The organism is Synechococcus lacustris str. Tous (genome assembly GCF_003011125.1).
In the GTDB taxonomy this organism is placed as follows: domain Bacteria; phylum Cyanobacteriota; class Cyanobacteriia; order PCC-6307; family Cyanobiaceae; genus Synechococcus_D; species Synechococcus_D lacustris.
In genome coordinates, this window is sequence record NZ_PXVC01000195.1 from 1 (window position 1) to 1304 (window position 1304).

At 51.0% G+C, this 1304-nt stretch carries 3 protein-coding genes; 2 read left to right on the forward strand and 1 reads right to left on the reverse strand.

The window, feature by feature from the left end; translation table 11 throughout:
* The first annotated feature begins 23 nt into the window (after positions 1-23).
* Entirely contained in the window at positions 24-236 is a 213-nt protein-coding gene (locus C7K08_RS14235) for a Nif11-like leader peptide family natural product precursor (RefSeq protein WP_106501150.1), read from the forward strand.
* A 70-nt stretch (positions 237-306) separates the two neighbouring features.
* Here the strand turns inward: C7K08_RS14235 and C7K08_RS14240 are convergent, their stop codons facing one another.
* Positions 307-558, reverse strand: coding sequence for a DUF5615 family PIN-like protein (locus C7K08_RS14240; protein WP_241537285.1), 252 nt, complete (start codon positions 556-558; stop codon positions 307-309).
* Positions 559-825: 267 nt separating this feature from the next.
* On the opposite strand from C7K08_RS14240, the gene C7K08_RS14250 reads away from it, so the two are divergent.
* A partial coding sequence (locus tag C7K08_RS14250) for a thermonuclease family protein (RefSeq protein ID WP_241537286.1) occupies positions 826-1304 on the forward strand: 479 nt, incomplete at its 3' end.

Consider the following 1304-nt stretch of genomic DNA (forward strand, 5'->3'; position numbering starts at 1 on the left):
GCTAAAAGCCCGATCTAGTACAGATGAGCTGGTTTGAGCTGGAGCGTTTAGTAGAGGATGCTGAAAAGGAACCCCAGCTTGCCCGGGCATTACGTCATTGCCGTAGCAATCCAGAACTAGTGCTAGCGGCAAGAAGGCTTGGCTATCGCATCACCCGGGTTGACCTAGTGCAAGCACGGCTTGCTGMTCAAAAAGAACATAAACAAMAYAATCAGGTTGTACWTCTAAGTAATTAGTAGAGTTATTGCCATAGGTATTGGGCGGAATAAMACTTGTTGGCGTTGCTGATTCCTGGTAATGCCATGGTTAGAGCTTGCGAAGCGTGAGCAAGGACGTGAGCGGTTCGTTGATGAAAGCCTCGATGGCAGTGGTGTGGGATAACAGGATCCGCAGAATTTCTGCTGTGCTTGCGTTACCTACCACCAGCCAGATCACCTTTGGTGGCGCACCAAGTAGCAGGCTGAGTCCGCGGAAGTCGTCGTCTTTGCTGACGATCGTGTAGCCGTTTTCGGATGCAAAATCCCAAATCTGCCGATCGCTTTTCCCCTTCAGCTGCACATCACAAACGTGCTTGCTACCGTTCCGCTTACACACGCCTTACCGCTGCGCACCCCCGGTGTGCAGGTAATTAAAAGGGAAGRGGAGCTCATGGGAGGTAGGGCGATTGAAAAAGGGTTCCACTGAAGGTTATTCAGGGCGTAAAACCCCATTGCTTTTCCTTTGGTGAACAAAACAGTAAGGCGCCACGTTCTTTAGTAATGCAGCCTTCTACTTCTAGTTTGCTACAAGCAAAGCTGCGGCAAGATAGAAAAATATGGCTAAATCTTGCACCTGTTTTTTTGGCGAGCTGCAACTGCTTTCGCGCTTAGCTGTTTAGCACCTGTTGCTGCAGCTGAATTCAGGGTGCTTTCTGTGGGTGATGGCGACACCATTCGCGTTTCTACTCCCAGCGGCACAAGCAAAACCACAGTGCGTTTGGCTTGTATCGACGCGCCAGAAACCAGCCAGGTGCTGGGCATGGATGCTCGCCAGGCATTGCAGGCAGAGTTACCAATAGGAACTGAGGTTGGGTTGCGCCCTAAGGCAACTGATCGCTACGGGCGCACAGTGGCTGAGGTCCTCAGGGGCAACACAAACATCAACCAAGCATTGGTGGCAGCAGGTGCTGCCTTTGTTTATTGGCAATACATAGAAGGTTGTGACCGTGAAACCTATTCACGCCTTGAAAATGAAGCACGTTTAAAAAGCCTTGGCATATGGCATGTGCCTGGCGGCATTCAACGGCCCTGGGATTACAGAAGGGG